The organism is Kitasatospora sp. NPDC058032 (assembly GCF_042885845.1).
In the GTDB taxonomy this organism is placed as follows: domain Bacteria; phylum Actinomycetota; class Actinomycetes; order Streptomycetales; family Streptomycetaceae; genus Kitasatospora.
The window spans coordinates 1-9167 of the sequence record NZ_JBHVRK010000033.1; the positions used below are offsets into that span (position 1 = coordinate 1).

Annotated in this window: 7 protein-coding genes; all 7 read left to right on the forward strand. The window is 75.1% G+C overall.

The window, feature by feature from the left end; translation table 11 throughout:
* The first annotated feature begins 268 nt into the window (after window positions 1–268).
* On the forward strand, window positions 269–1684 hold the full coding sequence (locus ACFVUH_RS33050) for a sensor histidine kinase (protein ID WP_387917168.1): 1416 nt from the start codon (window positions 269–271) through the stop codon (window positions 1682–1684).
* Complete coding sequence (locus ACFVUH_RS33055) at window positions 1636–2301, forward strand: response regulator transcription factor (RefSeq protein ID WP_355372195.1); 666 nt, start codon at window positions 1636–1638, stop codon at window positions 2299–2301. The genes ACFVUH_RS33050 and ACFVUH_RS33055 overlap by 49 nt, the downstream gene beginning before the upstream one ends.
* A 179-nt stretch (window positions 2302–2480) precedes the next feature.
* Window positions 2481–4097, forward strand: coding sequence for a DUF2637 domain-containing protein (locus ACFVUH_RS33060; RefSeq protein WP_387917170.1), 1617 nt, complete (start codon window positions 2481–2483; stop codon window positions 4095–4097).
* A 148-nt stretch (window positions 4098–4245) separates the two neighbouring features.
* Window positions 4246–5538 carry a DUF6986 family protein gene (locus ACFVUH_RS33065; protein WP_387917171.1) on the forward strand — a complete coding sequence of 431 codons (1293 nt, stop codon included), beginning with the start codon at window positions 4246–4248 and terminating at the stop codon, window positions 5536–5538.
* 184 nt (window positions 5539–5722) lie between these two features.
* Window positions 5723–6379, forward strand: coding sequence for a YigZ family protein (locus tag ACFVUH_RS33070; protein ID WP_387917172.1), 657 nt, complete (start codon window positions 5723–5725; stop codon window positions 6377–6379).
* A 179-nt stretch (window positions 6380–6558) separates the two neighbouring features.
* Window positions 6559–6873, forward strand: a complete 315-nt coding sequence (locus ACFVUH_RS33075; RefSeq protein WP_355372205.1) for a cupin domain-containing protein — start codon at window positions 6559–6561, stop codon at window positions 6871–6873.
* Between the two features lie 219 nt (window positions 6874–7092).
* Complete coding sequence (locus ACFVUH_RS33080; protein WP_387917174.1) at window positions 7093–8859, forward strand: hypothetical protein; 1767 nt, start codon at window positions 7093–7095, stop codon at window positions 8857–8859.
* Window positions 8860–9167 lie beyond the last annotated feature (308 nt).

A 9167-nucleotide genomic window follows, 5' to 3' on the forward strand; every position in this document is an offset into this window, starting at 1 on the left:
ACTGCAGGGGGGACCCTGTGGGAGAGTAGGACGCCGCCGAACAATTCTTCTGAGAAGCCCCTGCCGGGGATACCGGCAGGGGCTTTTCGCATTTCTGCGGCTCCGAATCCGCAGCGGGCGCCGGGGCCGGGGGTGGACCTAACACCACCCTGAAGTCGGGTGGGACGGCCAGTGCGTCCGTCCGGGTGCGGGGGAAAACTGGGTCAGGACGATCGGAGCCGGTCTGCGGCATCGGCATCATCAGCGGCATCGGCAAGCGGGAGTGCTCGTGGCAGCAACGGAGAGTCGGATCAGCGGGGGCGCCGGCGTGCGCGTGCGGACCGAGGCGGCGCTCACGGCGGGCGGGCTCGCGCTGACCCGGCTGGCGCTGCTGGTGCTGGTCATGGTCCCGACCGTAGTGGTGCCGGCCTTCTGCACGGTGTTCGCCGGTGCCACCGTCGCGTGGATGCTCGACGCGTACTATCCGGCGGCGTTGTTCGCGCTGGTCGCCGCCGCGGTCGCGGGGCTGGCGTCGGCCGGAGCGTTCGTGCGTTCCTCGGCGCGACGGACCCGGGCGCAGCTCGGTGGCTGGTACGGGATACGGCTGCCGGTCTCGTACAGCCCGCGGCCGGCCCTGGAGACGGACGCGCGCGGTCACTGGTGGACGGGCTACTCCTACCACCGCTCCCACAACGTCGCCCGGCTCGCGCAGCTGCTGCACTGGGCGGTGCGGGACCGGGCGACCCGGTCCGAGATGCTCTGGCTGGTGGTCAGCCCGCCGCTGGTGCTCGCGCTCGGGGTGGTGGTGGCGGGCCTGCTGGCCGGTGGGGTGGTGAGCCTGATCGTGGGGGCGGTGAGCTACAAGTCCTACGGTCCGTCCTCCACGAGCGTGGTGACGCTGGTGGGCTCGATCCTGCTGGGGTTCGCGCTGATCGCCCTGGGCCTGCTGCTCGCGCCGAACGCGGTGCGCTTGTACGCGGAGGCGGGCCGGCGGGTGCTGGACCAGGACGGCCGGGCCACGCACGCCCAGCTGACCCGGCGGGTGGCCGAACTGACGGAGACCCGCGCCGATGCGGTCGGCGACCAGGCGGCGGAGCTGCGGCGGATCGAACGGGACCTGCACGACGGCGCGCAGGCGCGGCTGGTCGCGATCGGGATGACGCTGGGCACGATCGAGCACCTCATGGAGACGGATCCGGCGGCGGCGCGGGAACTGCTCTCCGAGGCCCGGCAGTCCTCGGCGCGGGCGCTCCAGGAGCTGCGTGATCTGGTTCGCGGCATCCATCCCCCGGTCCTGGCCGAGCGCGGCCTGGGTGACGCGGTGCGGGCGCTGGCGCTGGACAGCGCGCTGCCGACCGAGGTGTGCGTGAGCCTGCCGGACCGGCCGCCGGCGCCGGTGGAGGCGACGGCCTACTTCAGCATCTGCGAGCTGTTGGCGAACGCGGCCAAGCACTCGGGCGCCGAGCAGGTCTGGGTGGACATCCTCTACCGGGCCGGCCGGCTGCGGGTCACGGTGACGGACGACGGGGTCGGGGTGGCGGATCCCACCCGGGGGACCGGGCTGCGCGGGATCGAACGCCGATTGGGTACCTTCGACGGTGTCCTCGCCATCGACAGCACGTCGGGCGGTCCGACCACCATCACCTTGGAGCTGCCGTGCGAGTTGTCCTCGCCGAGGACCTCTACCTCCTTCGAGAAGGTCTGATCCGCCTGCTGGAAGCGCACGGCTTCACGATCGCCGCCGCGGTCGAGACTGGTCCCGAACTGCTGGACGCCCTGCTGACGCACCGTCCCGACGTCGCGGTGGTCGACGTCCGGCTGCCGCCGACGCTGACCGACGAGGGTCTGCAGGCGGCCCTCAAGGCACGCCGGGAGATTCCCGGACTGCCGGTGCTGGTGCTGTCGCAGCACGTCCAGCAGCTCTACGCGCGGGAGTTGCTGGCCGACGGCACGGGCGGGATCGGTTACCTGCTGAAGGACCGGGTGTTCGCCGCCGACCAGTTCATCGACGCCGTCCGCCGGGTGGCGGCCGGCGGAACCGCGATGGACCCGGACGTCATCGCCAAGCTGATGCAGAGCACGGCCCGCCGTCCGGGCCCGTTGCAGCGGTTGTCGCCCCGCGAGCGGGAGGTGCTGGAGCTGATGGCGGAGGGCTGCTCGAACTCGGCGATCGCCGCCCGGCTGACGGTGAGCGACGGCGCGGTGGCCAAGCACATCGCCAACATCTTCACCAAGCTCGAACTGGCCCCGGCGGAGGACGCCAACCGCCGGGTGATGGCGGTGCTCGCGTACCTCAACGGAACGGCGGGACGGGTGGTCTGACCGGCCACCCGTTCCGGCGGGAGTGACGGTCCGGGCTGCGAGAACGCTGAGACAGGTGTACGAGTAAACTCCGGTGGGCCGAGCCCGGAGGTGCCTCAGCCGTCCGGCTCCCCGACACGGGGGACCGGCAGCCGGGGCAGCGTACGGCCGCAGCCGACATCCAGGGGTTGATAGACGTAATGGCACGCCCATCGCTCACCAAGGCCCACCGGGGCCTGCTCGGCCTGGTCGCGGCCGGGGCCTGTGTCATCTCGGGTATCGGCTTCGCCGGCTCGTACAGCGCGGTCAAGGAACTGGCCGAGGAGAAGGGCTTCGGCGCCTTCTCCTACGCCTTCCCGATCGGTGTGGACGCGGGCATCGTGGTGCTGCTCGCGCTGGACCTGGTGCTGACCTGGCTGCGCATACCCTTCCCGCTGCTGCGGCAGACCGCCTGGCTGCTGACCGTCGCGACGATCGCCTTCAACGCCGCGGCCTCCTGGGGCGACCCGCTCGGGATGGGCATGCACGCCGTCATCCCGCTGCTGTTCGTCGTGGTGGTCGAGGCCTCGCGGCACGCGGTCGGGCGGATCGCGGCGATCACGGCGGACCGGCACATGGAGTCGGTCCGGATGATGCGCTGGGTGCTGTCCCCGGTGCCGACCTTCCGGCTGTGGCGGCGGATGAAGCTGTGGGAGCTGCGCTCGTACGACGAGGTCGTGCGGCTGGAGCAGAACCGGCTGGTCTACCGGGCGCAGTTGCGGTTCCGGTACGGGCGGGGCTGGCGGCGCTCGGCGCCGATCCAGGCGCTGCTGCCGCTCAAGCTGGCCAAGTACGGGGTGCCGCTGGACCCGGCGGTGTTCGAGCGGATGGACGAGGAGACGCAGGCGGCGCGCGAGGCGAAGGAGGCCCGGGAGATCGCGGCCGCGGCCCGTGCGGAGGCGTCGGCCGCCCGGGAGGCCGGGGTCCCGGCGGAGAGCCGTGCGGCAGCCCTGGTGCCGGCCGGGCAGGCGGAGCCGGCCGCGGCGCCGGCCCAGCCGCAGGGCGGCGGCCGGGCGCGGGTTCCGGTTGCGGCTCCGACCGCTCCGCCGCAGCAGGCGCAGCCCGGTCTGCCGCAGCAGGCCGGTCCGCAGGCAGGGCCCCAGCCGCAGCAGCCGCCGCAGGCCCAGGCCGAGCCGGCGCCCGCCGAGGTGCTCGCCAGGCTGGCCGCCGTGCGGCTGCGTGACGCGCAGGAGCCGGCGGGCGAGGAGCCGCAGCTCCCGCCGCAGCCGCAGGAGGATCTGAACGTGTGGACCGAGCGCGCCGTGCGGACCACCGGTCACCCGAGCGACGGGGCGCCGGGCGGCCGGGTGCCCGGTCAGGTCTCGCCGTGGTTCAAGGCGCCGCGGCCGACCGGGCCCGGCGAGCAGCCGGAGGACCCGCGGCAGCAGGGCGCGGCCGACCACGGTGCTCCTGCCGAGCCGTACGCCGACTACGCGGACGAGCCGGGCTTCCCACCGGAGGCCGGGTTCGCGGAAGGGGAGTACGGCGAGCCCGAGGCTGTCCAGGAGGCGCCGGAGGCCGTGGAGCGCCTGCAGCGGCCGCTCGGTCCCGGGCCGCGTCCGGGCTCGTCCCGGTTGGACACCGAGCAGGTGTTCGATGCGCTGGTGAGCTACCTGGAGACCTTCGGGCACGAGCCGGATCCGCAGCGGCTGGCCGCCTGGCTGACCGAGAACTACGAGGTGACCGGCAGCCGTGCAGACGGTTCGGTCCACCCGAAGGACATCGAGGCGCTCCTTCCGGAGCTGCGCGGCCGGTACGCCGCTTCCGGACGGGACTGAGCCGTCCCGCAGTTCGCTGGTCCGCTGGTCCGCTGTTCGCCCCGGGCCGTTGACGCCCGGGTGCGGCCCGCCTACCGTCGCATCGACAATCCGTTGAGGCGTTGGCCGGGCACGGGCCCCGCGCGTCTGCCCGCGTGAGGAGTGACGGATGCCGCGGGTCGGGACGGGCGGGACCGGGGAGACGGGCACGGCGGGGTTCTCCGCCGCCGCCCGGGCCTCCGTGGACGCGCTACTGGCACCGGTCGATGCCGAGCTCGCGCGTCGCTACCCGGGCGATCCGGGCGGCCGCCAGCCGGTCCACACCGTCTACGTACCGGCCGACGCCTTCGTCGCCGACACCGTGCGCAGCTGGGGCCGGCAGGCGCTGGAGGCCTTGGACACCCATGCCGGGACTCCGGCCGAGCTGGCCCGTGCGATCGGCGTGCCGGACGACGCGCTGCTCGCCGAGGTGCACCGCAGGGTGCGGGCCAAGCTGGAACGCGAGCCGGTCGAGGACCTGCGGATCGACTTCGAGGACGGCTACGGCCCGAGGCCCGACCCCGAGGAGGACGCGGCCGCCGTCCGCGCCGCCGGACTGGTCGCCGCCGCGGTCGCCGACGGCGTCGCCCCGCCGTACGTCGGCGTCCGGATCAAATGCCTGGAGGCGGCCGTCCGGGAGCGGGGCATCCGCACCCTGGAGCTCTTCCTCACCACCCTGTCGGCCCACGGCGGACTGCCCGTGGGACTGGTGCTGACCCTGCCCAAGGTGACCTACGCCGAGCAGGTCACCGCCCTGGTCGGGCTGCTGGCGGACTTCGAGCGCGCCGCCGGGCTGCCGGCCGGCCGGCTCCGCTTCGAGATCCAGATCGAGACCACCCAGGCGGTGCTGGGGCCGGACGGGCGGGCCACCGTGGCCCGGATGATCGGGGCGGCCGAGGGGCGGGTCATCGGCCTGCACTACGGCACCTTCGACTACAGCGCCGCGTGCGGGGTCGCCGCCGCCCACCAGAGCCTGGACCACCCGGTCGCCGACCACGCCAAGGCGGTGATGCAGGTGGCTGCCGCCGGGACCGGGGTCCGGCTGTCCGACGGCTCCACCAACGTGGTCCCGGCCGGGACCACCGCCCAGGTGCACGCCGCCTGGAAGCTCCACCACGACCTCGTCCGCCGCTCGCTCGCCCGTGCCTACTACCAGGGCTGGGACCTGCACCCGGCGCACCTGCCGGCCCGGTACGCCGCGGTCTACTCCTTCTACCGGGAGGGTCTCGGCCCGGCCGCCGCCCGGCTGTCGGCGTACCTGGCGGGGGCCGGCGGGGAGGTCATGGACGAGCCGGCGACGGTCCGGGCGCTCGGCGGGTACCTGCTGCGCGGGCTGGACTGCGGGGCGGTGGACCTCGCCGAGGTCGGCGACGCGACCGGCCTGGACCGCGCGGGGCTGGAGGCGCTCGCGGGCCGCCGCTGAGCGACCGGCACCGAGGCGGGTGCCGAGACCGTCGCCGGGGCCGCCGCCGGAGCCGCCGGACGGGACCCGACCGGCCGGGCGGCGGTCGGGGGTTAGGCTGGCGGAGCGGTCCCCGGGTGAACTGTCGTCCGGCGCGGGCCGTACCACCCGCCCCCTCGTCGCCGTCCGGGAGAACCGCCGCGCCATGCCCGCCACACCGGAGCCGACCCCCAGGCCGTACCTGACCATCCGGAGCGCGGGCACGCACGAGCTGGAGATCAAGAAGTCCCGGTTCATCTGCCACCTCGCCCGGGTCGCCGACGAGGAGGAGGCCCAGGCGTTCATCGCCGGCATCCGCAAGCAGTACTGGGACGCCCGGCACAACTGCACCGCCTTCGTGGTCGGCGACGACCAGCGCCGCGAGCGCTCCAGCGACGACGGCGAGCCCGGCGGGACGGCGGGCGTGCCGATGCTGGAGGTGCTGCGCCGACGCGGCGTCACCGACACGGTGGCGGTGGTGACCCGGTACTTCGGCGGGATCAAGCTCGGCGCGGGCGGCCTGGTGCGCGCGTACGGGAGCGCGGTGTCGGAGGCGCTGGACGAGGTCGGGCTGCTGGAGCGGCGGCCGGTCGCGCTGCTCGCCGTGACGGCGGACCACACCCGGGCCGGGCGGGTGGAGAACGATCTGCGGGCGGCCGGGTTCACCGTGAGCGACCTGGCGTACGGGGCGGCAGGGGTGCGGATCGAGGTCGGGGTGCCGGAGCCGGAGGTCGCCGCGTTCCACACCTGGCTGGCCGAGGCGACCGGCGGGACGGCGGTCGCGGTGGCGGCGGGCCGTACGTACGTCGAGGTGCCGGTCTGATCCGGGCGGCCTGAGCCGGACCCCGAACGGGGGCCGAGCGGGGTGGTCCGAACGGTCGGTGCCGGACCGGTGCGCGGTTCCGGACAGCTTTTCGGCCGCTTTCCGGCCGCCCGGCCCCGGGGGCATGACGCCCTGCCTAGCCTGGTCGGATTCCGCCGACCAGGGAGCCGAAGACCGTGATGCCCGTCGTCCGGACGATCACCCTGGACCCGGGGGACAGCACCGGCTGGCACTACCACCCGGGCCGGGTCGACGTCGTGGTGCTCGCCGGAACGCTCACCCGGACCCTGCACGACGGCCGGGTGGAGGTCAGCCGCGCCGGGGACTGTCTGGTCGAGCATGCCGGGCCGGTGCACATCCACGTCGGCCACAACCGAGGGACCGTGCCGGTGGTCCTGGTCGCCCACTACGAGGCACCGGCGGGCCGTCCGCTCGCGGTGCCCGTGCCGGTGCCCGCGTGGAGCCGCAGCGGCGCCGGGCACAGCGCCGACTGACGCGGTCACAGGTCTCGCCGGAACCGGCCGTCGGTTCAGCAGATCCTCGTCGGCCGCGCTGGGCGGCTTGAGCAGATTCACCCGAATGTAGTGACGTGGCCCGGAGTTGGAACTTCCGCTCCGGGCCATGGCGTTTCCTGGGCACAGGTCCGGCGAACCGGACCAAAGACCCATCGATGGAGGACACGGGACCCCACCACCGAACCCGGAGGTATGTGCATGACCTGGGAACGCTCCTCGTCGTCGCCCGTCCACGCCGGCCCGTCCGGCCTCGGCAACCCCGCGACGCCCTATCGGATGACCGTCACCACCGCCCTCCCGCACGCCGATGCCCTCGCCCTGGCCGACCAGTGCCTCGCCACCTGGCTGAAACAGGAATGGTGCGAGGAACCCCCGCCCCCCGAACAATCCGCCCCCACCCCCCGCACGGGCGCGTCCCCCGTCGAACGGTTCCGGCTCGGCGAGCGCGTCCTGCTGGACCGTGACGGCGGCCCGCTCGACGGCCCGTGGTCCGGAGGCCGCTACGACCGCCGCCGGGTGCGCACCCCCGCGCCGCACGGCGCCGACCGGCTCACCGTCACCGTGGCCACCGGGCCCGTCGGCCCGACCTGGCTCCGGCTGGAGGCCGCGGCGCACACCGCCTCCGGCGGTGTGCGTGCACCGGGCCGGGTGCCGGTGCCCGAGGTGGTCCGCACCCTGCTGCCCCTGCTGGACGCCGCCGACGGCCCGGCCGCGGTGCCGGCCGCGCCCCGGGTGCTCACCGCCGCCGGGGTCGACCGGCTCGTCGACGAGCTGTGCGACCCCGACCGCCGGATGCCCACCGTGGTGGCCAGCGTCCCGGCCGGCCTCGGCACCGGGCCGTGGCTCGCGGAGGTGGTCGCTCCGCTCTGTGACCAGCTGCCGGGCCTCGCCGGCCTCTACGTGCTCGACGCGGACGCCCGGACCAGGTTCAACGTCGCACTGGAGTACCACGCCGTCTACGGCGGCGCGGTGCGCACCTACCTGCCCGAGGTCGACCCGGCCTCGCGGCGGGACGGCCGCCGGCACCCGGTGCTGGCGCGCAACCGGATCGAGGAGGACCCGCGGCGCGCGGCCGCCCTGCTCTCCCGCGAGCCGCGCCGGCTCGCCGCCGAACGGCCGCTGCCGCCGGTGCTGGCGTCCGTGCCGGTCCTGCGGGTGCCCCGGCCCGCCGCGGAATCGGACCGCACACCACCCGGACCCGGGGCCCCGGTACCCGCCCACGGGCGGGAGGAACGCGAGCGGATCGGCCACCCCGGTCGGTACGAGGGCCGCCGGGAGCGCCACCACGAGCGGCCGAAGCCCAAGGTCCTGCCGGGCGGAGCGGCCACCGGGCGGGCGGCCGGGCCCGGCCAGGGGTGCGTGTCGGTCGGCCGGCTCTGCGCCACGACGGGCGGTGCGGGTGCCCCCACCGTGCCGGCCGGGCCCGCCCGCCGGTCCGGCCGGCGACGCGCCGGACCGCCCGGCGTCCGCGGCGGCGTCCCGCTCAGCTTCACCGAACTGATGGCCCGGCTCGGCGAGTTCCCGCTGCTCACCTTCACCGGCGACCAGAAGGCCGCGCTCGCCCTCGACGAACTGGGCTGCGCCGGCGGCGGCTGGGCCCGGCTCACCTGGGACGGCCTCACCGCGCTCCAGGAGTACGCCGAGGCGGCCGTGCGCGGCCAGGCGGGCGGCGACTTCAAGCAGTGGTGCGAGCGGACCCCGGCCGGCTGCCACCGCTTCCCGCCCCGCAAGGCGGTGCGCGGCGAGTCCCGGACGGTGCACAGCCACGCCAAGTGGAAACGCGAGCGGATGCTCCCGGTCCCGGAGTGCGTGGACGCGTCCAGGCGCGCGTTCATGGGCGCGCACCTGCGGATCGGCGGCGGCCGTACCGCGCCCCGGTTGCACTACCTCGACGACTGTTCGGGCAGTGGCCGGATCTATGTCGGCTACATCGGACTGCACCTGACCAACACCCGGACCAACTGAGAGGCTTGGCTGACCGGTGCGCCCGTTCGGTGGACAATGTCCGGGAGGGGGCGGGCCTCGGGGTGGCCGACGGGCTGCCGACCGCCCCGGGCAGGCGCCGGACGAGCATGGGGGAACGACCACCGATGCAGTACTCAGCAGACGGCCAGTCCGACGGTGCTGTCACGGCCCCCCAGCCGGGCTTCCTGGCCTCGGTCTTCCGTGACCTCGGGGTGGAGCCGGAGGACGACGGCCCGTCGGGCCGTCCCCCCGGCGCCCCGACCGGCCCGTCGCCCGACGGGCCGCCGGGCGGGGGGGGGGGGGGGGGG

Coding starts and splice junctions, on each gene's coding strand:
- ACFVUH_RS33060 (WP_387917170.1), top strand. CDS start 2,481: ATGGCACGCCCATCGCTCACCAAGGCCCACCGGGGCCTGCTCGGCCTG.
- ACFVUH_RS33065 (WP_387917171.1), top strand. CDS start 4,246: ATGCCGCGGGTCGGGACGGGCGGGACCGGGGAGACGGGCACGGCGGGG.
- ACFVUH_RS33070 (WP_387917172.1), top strand. CDS start 5,723: ATGCCCGCCACACCGGAGCCGACCCCCAGGCCGTACCTGACCATCCGG.
- ACFVUH_RS33075 (WP_355372205.1), top strand. CDS start 6,559: ATGCCCGTCGTCCGGACGATCACCCTGGACCCGGGGGACAGCACCGGC.
- ACFVUH_RS33080 (WP_387917174.1), top strand. CDS start 7,093: ATGACCTGGGAACGCTCCTCGTCGTCGCCCGTCCACGCCGGCCCGTCC.